This window comes from Nocardioides sp. AN3 (assembly GCF_054653495.1).
Map to the genome: position 1 here is coordinate 37,628 of NZ_BAAIGC010000034.1, position 17,065 is coordinate 54,692.

A 17,065-nucleotide genomic window follows, 5' to 3' on the forward strand; every position below is an offset into this window, starting at 1 on the left:
ACCGACCCACCGACCGGCGTCGCCGGTCGCCGACCGAGAAGGAGAGGCCGTGTCCTACCCCGAGGACCTTCGCTACACCGCCGAGCACGAGTGGGTCCGGAGCCCGGGCGAGCACGAGGGCTCGGTGCGCATCGGGATCACGCAGTACGCGCAGGACGCCCTCGGTGACATCGTCTACGTCTCGCTGCCGGAGGTCGGCTCGTCGGTCGAGGGCGGCACGTCGTGTGGCGAGCTGGAGTCGACGAAGTCGGTGAGCGACGTCTATGCGCCGGTGTCGGGCGAGGTCGTGGCCGTCAACGACGCCCTCGACGCCACCCCGGAGCTTGTCAACGACGACCCGTACGGTGGCGGCTGGCTCTTCGAGCTCGTGCCGACCGATGCCGCCGCCGTCGACGCGCTGCTCGACGCCGCCGGCTACCAGGACACCCTCGGCGGCTGATCGGCTCCGCGCTCGCACGACCTCGGGCATAGGCGCTTGCCCGGTCGGGCGGGACTGATAGGTTCGGTAACGCTCAATCTGAGGCTGAGGGTCAGCGAAAGGGATGGGAACGATGCTGGTCTGCACGGCGTGCGGGAGCCAGAATCCCGACAGTGCTCGGTTCTGCGCCCAGTGCGGCACCAAGCTCCCGGAGCCCTCTGACGCGACGGCGACGATCCAGCTCGCCGACCCCAGCACCGAGACCTCCGACCGACTGCTCAACGCCGTCGACGCGGCGGCGGTCGACGCCTTGCCGCGCGGTCACGCGATGCTCGTCGTGCAACGGGGACCAGGCTCGGGCAGCCGCTTCCTGCTCGACAGCGACGTCGTCCGGGCCGGCCGGCACCCCGATAGCGAGATCTTCCTCGATGACGTCACGGTCTCGCGCAGGCACGCGGAGTTCGCGCGCAGCGGCGAGACGTTCACGGTCAGCGACGCCGGCAGCCTCAACGGCACCTACGTCAACCGCGACCGCATCGACCAGGTCGTGCTCAAGGACGGCGACGAGGTGCAGATCGGCAAGTATCGCCTCGTGTTCTACTCGGGGCACGGGGCCTGAGCAGATGGTGACGGCGACGAGTGCGGCGTCCGGGTCCGCGCCCGAGCGCCACACGATCGGCGAGGTGCTCACCCTGCTGCGGCCCGACTTCCCCGAGATCAGCATCCCCAAGATCCGGTTCCTGGAGGAGAAGGGGCTGGTCAAGCCGGAGCGGACGCCCTCGGGGTATCGCAAGTTCTCGCGGGACGACGTGGAGCGACTGCGCTACGTGCTGCGGATGCAGCGCGACCACTACCTGCCGCTGAAGGTGATCGGGGAGCACCTCGACGCCATGGACCGCGGGCTGGAGCCGCCCGCGATCGAGCCGACGGTGCCCACCGTGCCGCAGGTCGCGCTCGCCGCCGACGGGATGCCCCGTGCAGAGTCGTTCCTCCGTCGCGACGGCTTGCGGCTCTCGCGACGCGAGCTGCTGAAGATCGCCGAGGTCAGCGACGAGCTGCTCACCGAGATCGAGGGGTTCGGCCTCGTGACGCCCTCGCGCACCGGCCACTACGACACCGACGACCTCGTCATCCTGCAGACCGCGCGAGAGCTGGCCGACTACGGTCTCGAGCCGCGCCATCTCCGTGGGCTCAAGGCCGCCGCCGACCGCGAGGTCGGCCTGGTCGAGCAGGTGGTGGCCCCCTTGCGGCGTACGTCGGATCCCAGCGCCCGCGCCCGCGTCGAGGAGACCGCCGGCGAGCTCGCGGCCCTCTCCGTGAGACTGCACGCGACGCTCGTGAAGGCCGGGCTGCGTCGGTTCTGACGCCGGTTCCGCGCCCGGCGCCGCAATACCCGAGATGGGCCGTGGCTCGCCCGCGGGGGCGGAGTAGGGTTGATGACGTGCGTGAGGTCGACGTCATGGGAGTCCGGGTCGAGATGCCCTCCAACCAACCCCTCGTGCTGCTGCGCGAGGTGACGGGGGAGCGGTACCTGCCGATCTGGATCGGTGCCGTCGAGGCCACGGCGATCGCGTTCGCCCAGCAGGGCGTGGTGCCTCCGCGGCCATTGACGCACGACCTCATGAAGGACGTGATCGGCGCTCTCCAGGCCGAGCTGCGCGAGGTGCAGATCACCGACGTCCGCGACGGCGTCTTCTTCGCCAACCTCGTGTTCTCGACCGGCGCCGAGGTCAGCGCGCGTCCGTCCGACTCGATCGCGCTCGCGCTGCGCACCGGGACCCGGATCGTCTGCTCCGAGGAGGTCCTGGACGAGGCCGGCCTCGCCGTGCCCGCCGAGCAGGAGGACGAGGTCGAGAAGTTCCGCGAGTTCCTCGACCATGTCACCCCCGAGGACTTCGACGCCCACTGAGCGGCACGTGGCACGCACCGCTGCCCGCCCGAGACCTCAGTCTCAAGTTGAGGGTGAGGGTTGCGACACGCCGGACATGTCTTTGACCCCGGCGATCGCGAGTCCTACCTTGAACTGTCTCTGTTGTAACTCCAACCATGACGTTCGCTCTGCGGAGTGAGGTCGCGGCCCTTCCCCATCGGCGTTACGCTCAACGGAGTAGACCTCACGGAGGACCGCGTGAACGAGCACGAGCAGGAGAGCGGCGTCAACGCCGACGCACTCCTCGCGGCGAAGCAGGCCGATGAACAGGGCCTGCTCTTCACCGACGACGTCTCGCCCCTGCCCAGCGACGCCGGCTACCGCGGTCCGACCGCCTGCAACGCCGCCGGGATCAGCTACCGCCAGCTGGACTACTGGGCTCGGACCGGGCTGGTGGAGCCGAGTGTCCGTGGCGCGACCGGCTCCGGGACCCAGCGGCTCTACTCGTTCCGGGACATCCTGATCCTCAAGGTCATCAAGCGCCTGCTCGACGCCGGCATCTCGCTGCAACAGATCCGCACTGCCGTCCAGCACCTGCGCGAGCGCGGCACCGACGACCTGACCCGCGTCACGCTCATGAGCGACGGCGCCTCCGTCTACGAGTGCACCAGCAACGACGAGGTCATCGACCTGCTCCAGGGCGGCCAGGGCGTCTTCGGCATCGCGATCGGCGGCGTCTGGCGCGAGATCGAGGGCACACTCTCGGAGCTCCCGAGCGAGCGCGCCGCTGACGAGACCGACTCCGGACCGTCCCCGGGTGACGAGCTCGCCGCTCGCCGCGCCGCCCGCAAGATCGGCTGACGCGAGCAGCGCACACCCCTTCGCGCCTGACCCTCGGCTCGTCGATGACGGACCGGGGGTCGGGTCGTCTAGAATGGGTGCCGCTGCAGATCCCGCGTGGGAGAGTCCCTGCTCGACAGGGGCGCCGAAGGGGCAATTCCTCCCCGGAAACTCTCAGGCACCACGACCACGCGGATGAGGCGACTCTGAAGAACGGACCGTCGGCACGGGTCGGGCAACAGAGGGGGAGGGCCGTCCTGATCTCGACGACCCAGGAGTCCCCGTGACCGACTTCCCTTCCCTCTCCGAGCTCGACGGCGCCCTGCCGTTCGTCGATCGCCACATCGGCATCGACGGCGACGCTGAGCGTCAGATGCTCGAGCGTCTCGGCTTCGGGTCCCTCAGCGAGCTCATGGACGCGGCGGTGCCCGCGGGCATCCGTTCGGAGGAGAGCCTCGACCTGCCCGCACCCCTCTCGGAGAGCGGCGTCGCCGCCCTCGCACGGGAGCTGGCGGGGCAGAACATGCCGGGGGAGTCGCTGATCGGTCTCGGCTACCACGGCACGATCACGCCGCCGGTGATCCGCCGCAACGTCCTCGAGGACCCGAGCTGGTACACGGCCTACACGCCCTACCAGCCCGAGATCTCCCAGGGTCGCCTCGAGGCGCTCATCAACTTCCAGACGATGATCGGCGACCTGACCGGTCTCCCGACCGCCAACGCGTCGCTGCTCGACGAGGGCACCGCGGCCGCGGAGGCGATGACGCTGGTGCGTCGGGCGAACAAGAAGGCCGCCGGACCCTTCGTCGTCGACGCCGACGCGCTGCCGCAGACCATCGATGTGGTGCGCACGCGCGCGCTCGCCATGGGCATCGAGGTGGTCGTCGCCGACCTCAGCCAGGGGCTGCCCGAGGGCGATCTCTGCGGCGTCCTGGTGCAGTACCCCGGGGCCTCTGGTCAGGTCACCGACCCGCGCGCCGTGATCGCGGCGGCGCACGAGCGGAACGCCCTCGTGGTGGTGGCGGCCGACCTGCTCGCCCTCACGCTCCTCGAGGCTCCTGGCGAGCTGGGTGCCGACGTCGTCGTGGGGTCGTCGCAGCGCTTCGGCGTCCCCTTGTTCTACGGCGGCCCGCACGCGGGCTTCATGGCGGTCGGGCAGGGCCTCGAGCGGCACATGCCCGGACGCCTGGTGGGCGTCTCCGTCGACGCGGAGGGACGTCCGGCGTACCGCCTCGCGCTGCAGACCCGCGAGCAGCACATCCGTCGCGACAAGGCGACCTCCAACATCTGCACCGCGCAGGTCCTCCTCGCGGTCACTGCGTCGATGTACGCCGTCTACCACGGTCCCGAGGGCCTGCGTGCGATCGCGACCCGCACCCATCGGTACGCCGCCGTCCTGGCCGCCGGGCTGCGCGCCCTTGGCCACGACGTCCGCACGGAGCCGTTCTTCGACACGATGACGGTCTCGGTGCGGGGTCAGGCGGCCGACGTCGTCAGCGGTGCTCGCGCGCTCGGCCTGCACCTGCGGCTGGTGGACGCCGACACGGTCTCACTGTCGACCTCGGAGACCACGACTCGGTCCACGATCACCAGCGTCCTGCGTGCGTTCGGCGCCGGCGCGAGCGGCGCGCCGGCGGTCGACCTCGACGAGCTCGACCGCACGACTCCGTCGGCGCTCCCGCAGGGCCTGGTGCGCACCACGCCATACCTGACACACGACGTCTTCAACAGCCATCACAGCGAGACGCAGATGCTGCGCTACCTGCGCAGCCTGTCCGGCCGCGACTACGCGCTCGACCGCGGGATGATCCCGCTCGGCTCGTGCACGATGAAGCTCAACGCCACCACCGAGATGGAGCCCATCTCCCTCCCCGGCTTCGCCGACCTCCACCCCTTCGTCCCGGCCGAGGACGCCGCCGGCTACCGCCGCCTCGTCGACGACCTGGAGGGCTGGCTGGCCGCCGTCACTGGCTACGACCGCGTCTCGATCCAGCCGAACGCCGGCTCGCAGGGGGAGCTGGCGGGTCTGCTGGCGATCCGCGGCTATCACCACGCCAACGGCCAGTCCCAGCGCGACGTCTGCCTGCTGCCGGCCTCCGCGCACGGCACCAACGCCGCGTCGGCGGTGATGGCCGGCATGAGGGTCGTCGTGGTCAAGTCCGCCGACGACGGCACGGTGGACCTCGACGACCTGCGCGCTCAGTGCGACGCTCACAGCGAGGACCTCGCGGCCATCATGGTCACCTACCCCTCGACCCACGGCGTCTATGAGGAGGGCATCACCGAGCTGTGCGAGATCGTGCACAGCCACGGCGGTCAGGTCTACATCGACGGGGCCAACTTCAACGCCCTGCTCGGCTACGCCAAGCCCGGCCAGTTCGGCGGCGACGTCTCCCACCTCAACCTGCACAAGACGTTCTGCATCCCGCACGGCGGTGGCGGCCCTGGTGTCGGTCCGGTCGCGGTGCGCGCTCACCTGGCGCCCTACCTGCCCTCGCACGGCTTCCACCCCGACGAGACGAAGCGCGCCGGCATCGGGCCGATCTCGGCGGCACCGTACGGCTCGGCCGGCATCCTGCCCATCTCGTGGGCCTACGTGCGGCTGATGGGCGCCCCGGGCCTCACCCGCGCCACGGCCAGCGCGGTGCTGAGCGCCAACTACGTCGCCGCCCGCCTCGGGGAGCACTACCCGGTGCTCTACCGTGGCGACAGCGGGCTGGTCGCGCACGAGTGCATCCTGGACCTGCGCGGCATCACCGCCGAGACGGGCGTGACCGTCGAGGACGTCGCCAAGCGGCTCATCGACTACGGCTTCCACGCGCCCACGATGTCCTTCCCCGTGGCCGGCACGCTCATGGTCGAGCCGACCGAGTCCGAGGACCTGGCCGAGCTGGACCGTTTCATCGACGCCATGATCGCCATCAAGGGCGAGATCGACCGGGTCGCGTCGGGCGATTGGACACCGGAGAGCTCCGTGCTCCGCGGCGCCCCGCACACGGCCCGGGCGCTCGTCGGTGAGTGGGACCGTCCGTACTCGCGTGAGCTCGCCGTCTTCCCCACCGGCATCGACCCTGACAAGTACTGGCCGCCGGTCGCCCGCATCGACAACGCCTACGGCGACCGCAACCTGGTCTGCGCCTGCCCGCCGCTCGAGGCCTTCGCCGAGTAGCGGCCCCGCCGGCTCAGACCCTCGCCCGCACCGCCCAGGCGCGGGCGACGGCCTCGAACGGCGGGTCCGGCAGGCGTCGGCGGCACGCTTCCCGCAGCCTCTCCCTCGCAGCGGGGGAGAGGCTCGCGACGTAGTCGCCGGCCGGACCCACACCGAGCGTGAACGGCTCCCACCACGCCTCGAAGGTCGCCATCGGGACGGCCACCTCGATGACGCCGTCGACGACGCCGGTCAGTCCGGCCTGGCGGGCGAGCCGCATCAGCTGACCCGGCCGCGTCCCGGGTCGAGCCAGCTCATGGGGCACCGAAGGGTCCAGCTCGCGGGCGACGTCCCAGAACGGTCCGAGCGGCGAGCCGTCGCCGAAGTCCCACACGCACGCGGCGACGGTCCCGCCCGGCCTGACGACTCGGCTCATCTCGGCCAGACCGGCGACGGGGTCGGCCATGAAGTGCACGACCAGCTGCGCGTACGCCGCCCCGAAGGAGCCGTCGTCGAACGGCAGGTGCTCGGCCGCGGACACTCGCGCGTCCACGCCCGGAAGTCGGTCGGCGAGCGCGTGGAGGAACGACTCCGAAGGATCCACCGCGCTGACCCGGTCGGCGCCGACCGCCTCGACCAGGCGGCCGGTCAGTGCTCCCGGACCGCAGCCGATGTCGAGCACGGGAGGGCCGTCGCCTGAGCCGGCCCAGGCCAGGAAGCGGACCGCCAGCGGCTGGGAGAAGCGGCCCATGTAGCGGTCGTAGGCTGCTGCCGCGACCTCGAACGACACAAACGTCACCCTAGTGCTGGCGACGGCATCCGGTCAGCCCGCCGTGCCCAGCCCGCCGTCCCGAGCCCGCCGTCCTCAGCCCGCCTCGGCTTCGTCGATGATCTGCGCCTCCACGACGTCGTCCGTCATGGGCTCTTCGAAGGCGAGCGTCAGGTCGATCTCGGGCCGGTCGAGGTCGGCGAGCGCGGCGAAGTCTCCGGCCGTCAAGGAGCGAGGCGCCTCCTCGATCTCCGGAGGGGCGGTCAGGGTGGCGAGCGGATCGGCGGCGTTGAGCTTGCGCGCAGCCGGAAGGACGGAGCGCTCGAGTGACCCCGTGAAGGCGTTGTAGTCCTTGACGCTGCGCTGGATCGACCGACCGAGCTTCTCGACGTGCTCGGCGAGCTTGACGATGCGCCGGTAGAGCACCTGTCCGAGCTCGAAGAGGGCCTGGGCGTCCTCGGTCAGCGCCTCCTGCTTCCAGGTGAAGGCGACCGTCTTGAGCATGCCCCACAGGTTGGTCGGGGTGGCGAGCACGATGCCTTGGCGGAACGCGTGCTCCATGAGCGACGGGTCGACCTCGAGTGCCGCGTTGAGGAGCTGCTCGTTGGGGATGAAGGCGACCGTGAACTCGGGGCTGACGGCCAGGCCGGTCCAGTAGCCCTTGCGCGCCAGGACGTCCACGTGGCCGCGGACCTTCCGCGCGTGGTCGTCGAGCAGCCGACGCCGCAGGTCGGGCTCGAGGCCCTCGCGCTGAGCGTCCATGAAGGAGTTGTAGGGCACCTTCGCGTCGATGGCCATCTGCTTGCCGCCGGGCAGGTTGATGACCATGTCGGGGCGCCGGTCGCCCGAGTCGGCCTCGACCGCCTGCTGGAGCTCGAAGTCCACCCTGTTGAGCAGGCCGGCAGTCTCGATCAGCGTGCGCAGCTGCGTCTCGCCCCAGACCCCCCGAACCGCGTTGTCCTTGAGCACGGAGGCGAGCGTGTCCGCCGCCTTGCGTGACTCCTCGACGGAGGTCTGGGTGTGGCGGATCTGCGCGGCCAGCTCCGTGTGCTGCTCGACCCGAGCCTTCTCGAGGGCGTCGACCTTGGTCTGCATGGCGCGCAGGTGCTCGAGCACCGGCATGAGGGTCTTGAGGACCTGCGTCTGGCCGGCCTCGCCCTTCTCCCTCTCGGCCTGCTCGCGCCGGTGGGTCTCGGCCATCTCTCGCTGCTGCCGTCGAGCCACCTCGAGCGCCTCCTGGAGGGCCGCGCCCTGTGCGAGGGAGGCGGAGAGTCGCTGCTCGACGTCGGCGCGGTCGCGGGCGGCCTGCTGCTGCAGCTGGGCGACGACGGCCTCCTGCCGCGCCGCGAGGAGGCTCCGTGTCTGCTGGTCCTCGGCGGCGGCGCGCTCGGCCGCGTGACGCAAGGCGTTCTCCGCCGCCACCCGGGTGGCCTCCGCGGCCGCCGCCCGCAGGCGCGCCGCGCGCTGCTGCACGACGAACCCCGCCGCAGCCCCTCCGAGGAGCAGGCCGAGCAGGATGCCGAGAAGGAGTGCCAGGATCGCCATGAAGCAAGTCTTTCAGCGACCTCCGACAGTGGCCGGGCCGACACGCGCGCCGGGGGTGCCTGTCAGATCTTGGGGTTGGCAGATGCCACCTCGGGCCGCAGCGGATCTGGCATCTCCCAACCTCGACCCGTCACGCCGTGAATGTGCGCTCGCACCCGGGCGAACTCAGCCGGGGAAGGCCGCCCTCACCGCGAGCTGTCGCCGCAGCGTGTCGGCCGCATCGGTCAGCCGACGCCGCAGCGGTCCCTCGAGAGACGGATCCTCAGCCAGTGCGACCGCCTTCGCCAGCGTCGTCGGACTGACCGACGTCACAGGGAAGAACGCCTCCGCCGCCTCCGCCAGCACCCAGCCGCTGCGCACCTTCGAGGTGGCCGGGAGCTCGGCGAAGTAGCGGTCGACGTAGGGCTCGGTGAGGGCCTCCTGGCCGCCGCGCCACATGCCGGCCCCGGCGGCCGAGACCTCGTAGTTGGGCAGGTCGGTCTCACCGGTGAACACCGACCACGCGTACTCCTTCGCCTGCGCGTCCGGCAGGGAGCACAGCGCACGGGTGAGCTCGACGCGCGCCTCCGACGCAGGGTCGGCGTCGAAGGCGGCCTGCAGCTCGGCACGATCGATGGCGCCCAGGGTGGCGAGGCGCACGAGCACCCGCCACCTCAGGTCGCGGTCGACGTCGATGCCGGCCGGGGGACCGGTGAGCCAGCCTCGGAGCTCTGACGGATCGGTCGACGTCGTGACCGCTGCGCGCAGTCCCGCAAGCTGCCACTCGGACCCCGCCGGAAGGGTGGTCAGCTTCGCGAGGACGGCGCCGTGCAGCCTCTCCGCGGACCCGTCGGGCGCCAGCGGGAGGACGCGGGCGTAGAGCCACGCCCGCGTGCGCCGCTGATGGTCCTCGGTGTCCTCGACCGGGAAGCTCGCCACCGCGACGTCGACGACCTGGGCGGGGGAGACGGCCGCGTTGTGGAACGCGTTGCGCAGACCGTTCCAGACGCCGGCGCGCAGGTGATCGTCGTCGATCTCGGGCAGGAGGGACGGCAGTGCGGCGATCGTCGTCGGGTCCGGGATCGTCACGGCCCACGTGTCGTCGTACGGGTCGAGGAGGACGGCGTCGCCCTCGGCCGCGTACGCCGTCTCGGGACCGTCCAGAGTGATCGTCTCGGTCCGCCACGACCCGCCGGAGGCGATGGCGACACGGAGACTGTGGGACCGGTCGGCCGGATGCTCGGACGGCGGCGTACGGCGCAGCACGCCGGCGGCACGGTCGAGCTCGAGGCGGTCGGGACCGGCGGTGAGCAGCCACTCGCGTGCGAACCCGGACAGGTCACCTGCGCCGGCCCGCTCCCAGGACTCGACCAGGTCGTGGAGGGTGGCATTGCCGAACCGATGCCGGGTGAAGTGGTCGACCACCCCGCCGAAGAACACCTCGTCGCCCACCGACGAGCACAGCTGGCGCAGGATCGCCGAGCCCTTCGTGTAGGAGATGCCGTCGAAGTTCTGCAGTGCCGAGACGGCGTCCGTGGCCCCGTTGCCCGCGACCGGGTGCGTCGAGGGACTCTGGTCGGCCACCAGACCCCACTGACGGCGGGCGTAGGACATGTCGGCCCAGGTGTCGGAGAACTCCGTCACGTCGGCCGTCACGCGGTTGCCGAGATACTCGGCGAACGACTCGTTGAGCCACAGGTCGTCCCACCACACCGGCGTCACGAGGTTGCCGAACCACTGGTGCGCCATCTCGTGGGCGATGGTCGTGGCCCGCTGGATGCGCACGCCGCGTGTCACCCGGGACGTGAAGACGAGCGGGTCTCGGAAGGTGACACAGCCGGGGTTCTCCATCGCGCCGGCGTTGAACTCGGGCACGAACGCCTGGTGGTACTTGCCGAAGGCGTAGCGGATGCCGAAGAGTCGGTGCAGCTCGTCGAAGGACTGCCGGGTGAGGGTGAGGATCTCGTCGGCGTCCTTGTCCAGGTCCGCGGCGATGCTCGCCCGCGCCGAGAGACCGAGCGGAATGCCGTCGTGGGCGTCCTCGATCAGGTGGTAGGGCCCCGCGACCAGCGTCACGAAGTAGGTCGAGAGCGGTGCTGACTCCTCGAACTCCCAGCGCCCGGGCTCGACCTGCTCGCCGGCCGCGTTGGCGAAGACCCTCCAGTCGGTCGGCACCGTGACATGGAAGGTGTAGGGCGCCTTCAGGTCTGGCTGGTCGAAGCACGCGAAGACCGATGGTGCGGCGTCCATGAACGACATCCCGTAGACGTAGTGCCGCCCGTCGGCGGGGTCGACGCTGCGGTGGAGGCCCTCGCCGTCATTGCGGAACCGCATCGTCGCCTCGACCAGCAGCTCGTTCTCGCCCGCCACGGTGTCGATCGGCAGCCGCCCCCGGTCGAGCAGGTCGACATCGACCGGTCGACCGTTGAGATGGATCGCGGCCAACGCATGCGGCTTCAGGTCGACGAACGTCGCCCCGCCGCGGCTGGTGAACCGCACGCGAGTGACCGACCCGAAGGTGGACTCGTTCGACGCCAGGTCGAGCGCCACGTCGTAGGAGGTCACGTCGAGCAGGGCGCGGCGCGCTTGCGCCTCGGAGCGCTGGAGGGACAGATAGGGGCTCACATCGCCAGCCTAGAAGTCCTCCGGGTGGCTGCAGTCGACGGGCCGCGGACCCGTGTCATCCTTCCGGCATGACCGAGGAGACCTCCGACCTGCGCTCGATCGACCTGGAGAAGGTCGGCGAGCACCGCTTCAAGGCCGTCAACGCGCGTGGCGGTGTGCTCACCGTCAGCCATGGTGACGACCCGGACTTCACACCGGTGGAGCTGCTGCTGGTCGCCTTGGCGGGCTGCGGCGCCCTCGATGTCGACTTCATCACCGGCAAGAGGGCGCCCTTCGAGACCTTCGCCGCTCGCGCCGAGGGCAGGAAGGTCCGCGACACCGGTGGCAACCACCTGGTCGGCCTGACGGTGACCTTCGACGTGACCTTCCCCGAGGGCGAGTCGGGCGACGCTGCTCGAGACATCCTCGAGTCCGCGATCCAGCGCAGCCAGGACCGCCTGTGCACCGTCGGGCGCACGGTGACGCTCGGCGACGACGTCCGGTACCGCTCCGGCACGCTGGACTAGCGCCCCGAGCGCTCCGGCGCTGTCCTCAGCCGACGGTGACGCCGGTGAACCTCACCGGCGTGTTCGGCGCCCCCGTGCCATCGCCGTTGCTGCCGTTGTTCCCGGCGGCGGCGACCTTCTTGAGCGTCGTGAGGGTCGCAGCGTCGATCGTCCCGAACACCGTGTAGTCCGGCGACAGGCCGATGTCGCCGAACACCATGAAGAACTGCGACCCGTTGGTGTCCGGTCCCGCGTTCGCCATCGCCAGCGTGCCGGCGCCGTACTTCTCGGCGCCGGTCAGCTCGTCGGCGAAGGAGTAGCCGGGGCCACCGGTCCCGGCCGCGGCGAGGCTGGCCGGGTCCTTCGCGGTCGGGTCGCCGCACTGGAGCATCGGGAACTGTGCTGGGTCGCCGATGCGATGGCAGTAGATGCCGTCGTAGAAGCCCTGCTTCGCGAGCGAGACGAACGAGTTGACCGTGCAGGGCGCGTGGTCGGCGTCGAGGGTCAGCTTGAGATCGCCGACGCTCGAGTTGATCGTCACCGGCACCTTCCCCGACTTGGCTGCCTTCGCCGGAGGGAGCTCGATGTCGCCCCCCGAGCCGTCGGGCTTGTAGGTGCACGAGACGCCGGAGCTCGCGGGGCTCTCGGAGCTTTCCGCGCTTGCCGTCGAGCTTCCTGAGCTTCCCGCGCTTCCAGAGCTTCCGGAATTGGTGGCTGTCGCGTCGGAGCTGCCGCACGCAGCGAGGGTCACGGCGGCGGACAGGACGGCTGCGACGAGCAGCGGGCGCTGGAGCATGGCCCGCATGCTAGGCGGCGTCCCTGTGCATCGCTCGACCGGAGCCCGTCGTGCTTGCCTTGGACCGCGCTCCAAGTTCTAGCGTGGCGTCCATGGACGCAGGCATCCACTACTTCACCTTCACGCACCCCGACTGGGAGCACCGGCTGACCGACCGGCTGACGGCGACGGCGCAGGCCGCCGACCAGGGTGGCGTGTCCCTGCTCACCGTCATGGACCACTACTTCCAGATGATCCCGGTCGGGGGACCCTTCGAGCCCATGCTCGAGGGCTACGCCACCCTCGGCTACCTCGCCGGCGTCACCAACGACATCAACCTCGGCCTGCTCGTCACCGGGGTGACCTACCGACACCCCGGCCTCCTGGCGAAGATCGCCACCACGGTCGACGTCCTGTCGCGTGGACGCGCCTGGCTCGGGATCGGCGCGGCGTGGTACGACCGCGAGCACGAAGGGCTCGGCGTGCCGTTCCCGCCCACCGCCGAGCGGTTCGAGCGCCTGGAGGAGGCGCTCCAGATCGTGAACCAGATGTGGAGCGACGACGACGGCGCCTACGACGGCAAGCACTACCAGCTGAAGGAGACGATCAATCTGCCGCAGCCACCGCGCGGCCGGATGCCGATCCTCATCGGGGGCGGCGGTGAGCGCAAGACGCTCCGGCTGGTCGCCCAGTACGCCGACGCCTGCCACCTGTTCGTCCGAGAGGGACCGGACGCGATCGCGCACAAGCTCGAGGTGCTGAAGGGTCACTGCGAGGCGGTGGGTCGCGACTACGACTCGATCCGGAAGACGATCGGAGGTGGCGGCGGTCCGAACGACCCGGTCGAGAACGCCGACGCCTTCCTCGCCTCGATGGAGGAGTACGCCGCGCTCGGCGTCAGCCTGGTGACCGTCTCGCCCCCCAAGGGCGGAGACCCGCTGGCGTGGACGGAGCGGTTCACGGGCTCGGTGCTGCCGAGGCTGCGCGACATCTGAGCGACCTCTCCGCCGTGCCGTCGCTCGGACCGATGGCACGGCGGGGTCTCCGTGGTCAGACCGAGGCGCGCTCCGCCAGCAGGTCGTCGATCTGCCCGAGGGCCTGCCTCATGCCCTCTTCCATGCCCATGTCGGCGACCTGCTGAAGGTGCTCGACACTGTCGAAGTGCGTCGTCACGGTCATCCGCGAGCCGTGTGCTGCCTCTTCGATGGAGACCTCGATGCGCATCGGTGCGGGGTCGTCGAGGAACGCGCCGTCCGCGTCGGCGAACGCGTCGATGAAGGCGAGGCGGTGTGGCGGCTCGAGTTCGGTGACCTCCCAGGCGCCGTACGCATGCTCGCCCTCCGGGCCGGTCATGTAGTAGTGGCTACGCCCCTCGATGGTGAAGTCGTGTCGGGTGAAGGTGGCCGGCCATGTCGGTGGCCCCCACCACCGCGAGAGCTGGCCGGCATCCGCCCAGACCTGCCAGACGCGGCTCGGGGGAGCTGAGAGCTCGGAGGTGATCGCCAGTGTCAGGTCGTCGATGTCCCGTCGGGAGCTGACAACGGTCATGAGGTGCTTCCTTCCTCGGTGAGGATGTCGACGATGGCATCGACTCGGTGCTCCCAGAGGCGTTGATAGCCCTCGAGGAGGTCCCCGGCCGTGCGCAGGGTGGGCACGTGCGCTCGCACGAGCTGCTCGCGACCCCGGCGCTCCTTGGTGACGAGAGAGGCCCGCTCGAGGACCGCCACGTGCTTCTGCACCGCGGCGAAGCTCATCGCGTAGTGACGCGCCAGCCCGGTGACCGACTCGGGTCCTTGGGCCGTCCGCGTGAGGATGTCGCGCCGCGTCGCATCGGCCAGAGCGCCGAAGATCCGGTCCGCCACATCATGATCTACAACCATCAGGTTGTAGATTACGCCGCTGCGCGGACCAGGGCAACCCTCGCTAGTGTCTCGGCGTGGACCTGCGCTTCGAGCTCGACGACCTGAGGCGTCCTGCCGTCGTGTCGCTGCTGCGGCAGCACCTCGACGACATGTACGCCGTCTCGCCGCCCGAGTCGGTCCATGCGCTCGACCTCGACGGACTGCGAGGGCCCGACGTGGAGTTCTGGTCGGCGTGGGAGGGGGAGTGGCTGGCCGGCTGTGGCGCGCTCAAGGACCACGGCGCCGGCACGTTCGAGCTGAAGTCGATGCGGACGGCCACCGGCGCCCGGGGGAGAGGCGTGGGCGCCGAGCTGCTCGGCCACCTCCTGGAGCAGGCGCGATCGCGCGGCGGTGTCCGTGTCGTGCTCGAGACCGGCGCTGAGGACTTCTTCGCGCCCGCCCGACGTCTCTATGCCCGGCATGGCTTCGCGCTTCGGGGGCCGTTCGCCGATTACACCGAGGATCCGAACAGCGTGTACATGGAGCTCACGCTCTGAGGTTCGCGGCCAGACAGGCTCTGCGAGAGGGCCGGTCGTCTCTCACAGTCTCTGGCGGGGGGCTCTTCTCCACAGCTGCGGCCGTCGGCGCTGCGCCGCTCTGGCGGACCGACTGAGGATCGGGTTCCGTTGCGAGCCGAGGAGGAGAGATGACGATTGCGGAAGTCCCGATCTCAACAGGTGTGGAGGCCCAGGCGCCAGACGCCCCTCGAGTCGACGAGTGCCTGGTGTGCTTCGTGCTGCGCCGCCTGGAGAGCGTCGGCTGTGACAACACGCTGCGCTGGGCGAGGGTCTACCGGGATGTCGCCGCTCCGGGCGATCGCGGACTCGAGCGGCGGCTGGCTGCCCGCGGCGGCTATTGCGACTGCGAGGTGCTGAGCAACGTGTTCGTCCTCGCCGCGTCCGACGCCGACGACGACCCGGACGACGACTGGCTCCGTCTGCTGCCCGACTGCGGGGGAGTGCGGCCGGGATCCACCGTGCCCTGCCGCCACTGGGCGGCCGCCTCCTATGGGCGTCCCTGAGATGGCTGTCGGCGCCGGATGGAAGAGTGACGGCGTGACCAAGGCCAGCTTCCTCGCACCCGACGGCGACCTGCGATGCACCTGGAGCGGTTCCGCACCGGAGTTCCTCGCCTACCACGACACCGAGTGGGGCTTCCCGGTCGCAGACGACCGCCGGCTGTTCGAGAAGCTCAGCCTGGAGGGCTTCCAGGCCGGGCTGAGCTGGCGCACCATCCTGGCCAAGCGCGAGAGCTTCCGCGCGGCCTTCCATGGCTTCGACTTCGAGCGGGTCGCGTCCTTCACCGAGGCCGACGTCGAGCGCCTGCTCGGCGATGCCGGCATCATCCGACATCGCGGCAAGATCGAGGCCGTGATCAACAACGCCGGTCGGGCCGTGGATCTGGTGGAGCAGGAGGGCTCCATCGCGGCGTACGTGTGGAGGTTCGAAGACCCCGAGCCCGGGCGCGTGCCCGAGTGGCGCGCGACGTCGGAGACGTCCGTGGCCATGTCCCGCGACCTCAAGAAGCGGGGATGGCGCTTCGTCGGACCGACGACGGCGTATGCGTTCATGCAGGCGATGGGCCTGGTCAACGACCATGAGACAGGCTGCGTCGTGAAGGATCAGGTGGCGTCGGCGCGCGCCTCCTTTGCGCCACCGGCCTGAGCAGCCTGCTGCGAAGTCGCGCCTCGCCCCTCGTCAGGCTCGCCGCGGTCGGGCATGATGGCCGAGCCGGCGACGGGCGTCGCCGGCCTCTCGTCGGTCCTGCGGACGAAGGAGCCCGGAGGAGATGCTCAGGTTCGCCTACGCGGCCGCGTCGCACCTCGGACTCGTGCGTGACGGCAACGAGGACGCGGGGTTCGCCACGCCCTACCTCCAGCTGGTCGCGGACGGCGTCGGGGGAGCAGCGGCGGGCGAGGTCGCCTCCGCGACGACGGCGTACGTCGTGAGTGCGCTGGTGGCCGCGGAGCCGCATCGGGATCCGGTCGAAGTCCTGCGGCGAGCGGTCCTCGACGCCCATCTCCAGCTGCGCGAGGGCGTGGTGCGTGAGCCCGAGTGGGGCGGCATGGCAACGACGCTGACCGCTGTGCTGGCACGCGGGGACCGGTTCTTCCTCGCGCATGTGGGGGACTCCCGCGCCTACCTGTTCCGTGCGGGCGGGCTGGTTCGGCTGACGAGCGACCACACGCTGGTCCAGTCGCTCATGGACGACGGCACCCTGACGGAGGACGAGGCGGCCGACTTCGCCTTCCGTTCCGTTCTCCTGCGCTCGGTCAACGCGGAGGCACCTGCCGAGGCGGACATCCATGAGCTGCACCTGCGCCAAGGGGACCGCCTGCTGCTGTGCAGCGACGGGTTGTCCGACCTCGTCGCCGACGACGTCATCAACGGCGCGCTGGCCCTCGACGACCGTGACGCTGTGGTCGAGGCCCTGATCGCGGCGGCGCTGGAAGCGGGCGGCCGTGACAACGTCACGTGCTTGGTGGCCGATGTGGTCGACGGTCCGAAGATCTCCCAGGACGGTCGTGTCGTGGGAGCGCTGGAGCATCCCGACCTGATCGTGGATCCCTCCGCGGTGCGCGTGCCGGACTTGGCCTGAGTCGGCCACCGGATTCCGGTGATCGCGTCGGCGATGCGCGAATGCGAGCGTGTGCCGCCACGAGGAAGTGAGCCCGGGCGCGAAACTGGGCAGGTCGGCGGCATCTCGCATA

General features: G+C 70.5%; 18 protein-coding genes and 1 riboswitch. Of the genes, 12 read left to right on the top strand and 6 right to left on the bottom strand.

The window, feature by feature from the left end; genetic code table 11:
• Positions 1-49: 49 nt before the first annotated feature.
• The 6 genes from gcvH (at position 50) to gcvP (ending at position 6,297) form a co-directional block, all read left to right on the top strand.
• Complete coding sequence (gcvH, locus tag ACYQ1K_RS24170; RefSeq protein ID WP_459985971.1) at positions 50-439, top strand: glycine cleavage system protein GcvH; 390 nt, start codon at positions 50-52, stop codon at positions 437-439.
• A gap of 112 nt (positions 440-551) precedes the next feature.
• Positions 552-1,037 carry a double zinc ribbon and FHA domain-containing protein gene (locus tag ACYQ1K_RS24175; protein ID WP_459985972.1) on the top strand — a complete coding sequence of 162 codons (486 nt, stop codon included), beginning with the start codon at positions 552-554 and terminating at the stop codon, positions 1,035-1,037.
• A 4-nt stretch (positions 1,038-1,041) separates the two neighbouring features.
• The gene (gene ftsR, locus ACYQ1K_RS24180) at positions 1,042-1,782 is read left to right on the top strand and encodes a transcriptional regulator FtsR (RefSeq protein WP_459985973.1); all 741 of its coding nucleotides are present in this window, start codon (positions 1,042-1,044) and stop codon (positions 1,780-1,782) included.
• A 77-nt stretch (positions 1,783-1,859) separates the two neighbouring features.
• On the top strand, positions 1,860-2,327 hold the full coding sequence (locus tag ACYQ1K_RS24185; RefSeq protein WP_459985974.1) for a bifunctional nuclease family protein: 468 nt from the start codon (positions 1,860-1,862) through the stop codon (positions 2,325-2,327).
• Positions 2,328-2,621: 294 nt separating this feature from the next.
• Entirely contained in the window at positions 2,622-3,149 is a 528-nt protein-coding gene (locus tag ACYQ1K_RS24190) for a MerR family transcriptional regulator (RefSeq protein ID WP_459985995.1), read from the top strand.
• A gap of 87 nt (positions 3,150-3,236) precedes the next feature.
• Positions 3,237-3,328: riboswitch (glycine riboswitch) on the top strand.
• 83 nt (positions 3,329-3,411) lie between these two features.
• On the top strand, positions 3,412-6,297 hold the full coding sequence (gcvP, locus tag ACYQ1K_RS24195; RefSeq protein WP_459985975.1) for an aminomethyl-transferring glycine dehydrogenase: 2,886 nt from the start codon (positions 3,412-3,414) through the stop codon (positions 6,295-6,297).
• Between the two features lie 13 nt (positions 6,298-6,310).
• Here the strand turns inward: gcvP and ACYQ1K_RS24200 are convergent, their stop codons facing one another.
• From ACYQ1K_RS24200 to pepN, 3 genes are all read right to left on the bottom strand, one after another.
• Positions 6,311-7,066, bottom strand: coding sequence for a class I SAM-dependent methyltransferase (locus ACYQ1K_RS24200; RefSeq protein WP_459985976.1), 756 nt, complete (start codon positions 7,064-7,066; stop codon positions 6,311-6,313).
• A 75-nt stretch (positions 7,067-7,141) separates the two neighbouring features.
• Positions 7,142-8,590 (bottom strand): DNA recombination protein RmuC, encoded by a 1,449-nt coding sequence (locus ACYQ1K_RS24205; RefSeq protein ID WP_459985978.1) that lies wholly within the window; start codon positions 8,588-8,590, stop codon positions 7,142-7,144.
• Between the two features lie 165 nt (positions 8,591-8,755).
• Positions 8,756-11,194: an aminopeptidase N gene (pepN, locus tag ACYQ1K_RS24210; protein ID WP_459985979.1), complete on the bottom strand. Its 2,439-nt coding sequence runs from the start codon at positions 11,192-11,194 to the stop codon at positions 8,756-8,758.
• Positions 11,195-11,262: 68 nt separating this feature from the next.
• On the opposite strand from pepN, the gene ACYQ1K_RS24215 reads away from it, so the two are divergent.
• Positions 11,263-11,700 (top strand): OsmC family protein, encoded by a 438-nt coding sequence (locus ACYQ1K_RS24215; RefSeq protein WP_459985980.1) that lies wholly within the window; start codon positions 11,263-11,265, stop codon positions 11,698-11,700.
• A gap of 25 nt (positions 11,701-11,725) precedes the next feature.
• On the opposite strand, the gene ACYQ1K_RS24220 is transcribed toward ACYQ1K_RS24215, so the two are convergent.
• Positions 11,726-12,475: a peptidylprolyl isomerase gene (locus ACYQ1K_RS24220; RefSeq protein ID WP_459985981.1), complete on the bottom strand. Its 750-nt coding sequence runs from the start codon at positions 12,473-12,475 to the stop codon at positions 11,726-11,728.
• Between the two features lie 92 nt (positions 12,476-12,567).
• Here ACYQ1K_RS24220 and ACYQ1K_RS24225 point away from each other — a divergent pair, with 92 nt between their 5' ends.
• Positions 12,568-13,449: an LLM class F420-dependent oxidoreductase gene (locus ACYQ1K_RS24225; protein WP_459985983.1), complete on the top strand. Its 882-nt coding sequence runs from the start codon at positions 12,568-12,570 to the stop codon at positions 13,447-13,449.
• A gap of 55 nt (positions 13,450-13,504) precedes the next feature.
• Here the strand turns inward: ACYQ1K_RS24225 and ACYQ1K_RS24230 are convergent, their stop codons facing one another.
• On the bottom strand, positions 13,505-14,002 hold the full coding sequence (locus tag ACYQ1K_RS24230) for an SRPBCC family protein (protein ID WP_459985985.1): 498 nt from the start codon (positions 14,000-14,002) through the stop codon (positions 13,505-13,507).
• Positions 13,999-14,334 (bottom strand): ArsR/SmtB family transcription factor, encoded by a 336-nt coding sequence (locus ACYQ1K_RS24235; RefSeq protein WP_459985987.1) that lies wholly within the window; start codon positions 14,332-14,334, stop codon positions 13,999-14,001. The genes ACYQ1K_RS24230 and ACYQ1K_RS24235 overlap by 4 nt, the downstream gene beginning before the upstream one ends.
• A gap of 56 nt (positions 14,335-14,390) precedes the next feature.
• On the opposite strand from ACYQ1K_RS24235, the gene ACYQ1K_RS24240 reads away from it, so the two are divergent.
• From ACYQ1K_RS24240 to ACYQ1K_RS24255, 4 genes are all read left to right on the top strand, one after another.
• A complete protein-coding gene (locus ACYQ1K_RS24240) occupies positions 14,391-14,852 on the top strand; it encodes a GNAT family N-acetyltransferase (protein ID WP_459985988.1) in 462 nt (153 codons plus the stop codon).
• A 149-nt stretch (positions 14,853-15,001) separates the two neighbouring features.
• Complete coding sequence (locus tag ACYQ1K_RS24245; RefSeq protein WP_459985990.1) at positions 15,002-15,376, top strand: DUF2695 domain-containing protein; 375 nt, start codon at positions 15,002-15,004, stop codon at positions 15,374-15,376.
• 34 nt (positions 15,377-15,410) lie between these two features.
• Positions 15,411-16,019: a DNA-3-methyladenine glycosylase I gene (locus ACYQ1K_RS24250; protein WP_459985992.1), complete on the top strand. Its 609-nt coding sequence runs from the start codon at positions 15,411-15,413 to the stop codon at positions 16,017-16,019.
• 124 nt (positions 16,020-16,143) lie between these two features.
• Entirely contained in the window at positions 16,144-16,953 is an 810-nt protein-coding gene (locus ACYQ1K_RS24255; protein WP_459985993.1) for a PP2C family protein-serine/threonine phosphatase, read from the top strand.
• Positions 16,954-17,065 lie beyond the last annotated feature (112 nt).

Excerpts from the sequence above, each read along its gene's own strand:
- ACYQ1K_RS24175 (WP_459985972.1), top strand. The coding sequence starts at position 552 with ATGCTGGTCTGCACGGCGTGCGGGAGCCAGAATCCCGACAGTGCTCGG.
- ftsR (WP_459985973.1), top strand. The coding sequence starts at position 1,042 with ATGGTGACGGCGACGAGTGCGGCGTCCGGGTCCGCGCCCGAGCGCCAC.
- ACYQ1K_RS24205 (WP_459985978.1), bottom strand. The coding sequence starts at position 8,590 with ATGGCGATCCTGGCACTCCTTCTCGGCATCCTGCTCGGCCTGCTCCTC.
- ACYQ1K_RS24215 (WP_459985980.1), top strand. The coding sequence starts at position 11,263 with ATGACCGAGGAGACCTCCGACCTGCGCTCGATCGACCTGGAGAAGGTC.
- ACYQ1K_RS24220 (WP_459985981.1), bottom strand. The coding sequence starts at position 12,475 with ATGCTCCAGCGCCCGCTGCTCGTCGCAGCCGTCCTGTCCGCCGCCGTG.
- ACYQ1K_RS24225 (WP_459985983.1), top strand. The coding sequence starts at position 12,568 with ATGGACGCAGGCATCCACTACTTCACCTTCACGCACCCCGACTGGGAG.
- ACYQ1K_RS24230 (WP_459985985.1), bottom strand. The coding sequence starts at position 14,002 with ATGACCGTTGTCAGCTCCCGACGGGACATCGACGACCTGACACTGGCG.
- ACYQ1K_RS24235 (WP_459985987.1), bottom strand. The coding sequence starts at position 14,334 with ATGGTTGTAGATCATGATGTGGCGGACCGGATCTTCGGCGCTCTGGCC.
- ACYQ1K_RS24245 (WP_459985990.1), top strand. The coding sequence starts at position 15,002 with ATGACGATTGCGGAAGTCCCGATCTCAACAGGTGTGGAGGCCCAGGCG.
- ACYQ1K_RS24255 (WP_459985993.1), top strand. The coding sequence starts at position 16,144 with ATGCTCAGGTTCGCCTACGCGGCCGCGTCGCACCTCGGACTCGTGCGT.